Source organism: Autumnicola lenta, assembly GCF_031846515.1.
In the GTDB taxonomy this organism is placed as follows: Bacteria; Bacteroidota; Bacteroidia; order Flavobacteriales; family Flavobacteriaceae; genus Autumnicola; species Autumnicola lenta.
Genome location: NZ_JAVRHO010000097.1, coordinates 1 through 262, shown reverse-complemented (window position 1 = coordinate 262; position 262 = coordinate 1). Strand labels below are relative to the sequence as shown.

1 protein-coding gene is annotated in these 262 nt (G+C 42.0%); it reads right to left on the bottom strand.

Annotated features, from left to right (window positions below):
• Positions 1-262, bottom strand: a 262-nt coding sequence (locus RM545_RS17570) for a transposase (protein ID WP_311496586.1), incomplete at both ends; no start/stop codon positions are given.

The following is a 262-nucleotide window of genomic DNA, read 5'->3' as shown; positions in this document are numbered from 1 at the left end:
GTTTTTCATATTATTGCGTATGCCGGTCACCAGGTGCAGCCCATCATCAAATAGCATCGCTGCGAGATTCTTTGATATATATCCTTTATCTGCATATAAGCTTCCAAATATTTTGTTCAATATATTCCCTTCTTTAAGCGGTTCCCTGTCATCCACATTTCCTTGGGTGATAACGAAATTTAGAATTTCCCCCTTATCGTTCACAATGATATGGAGCTTAAAACCGTGGAACCAGCCCATGGTGGACCTCCCAGTGGCTGCT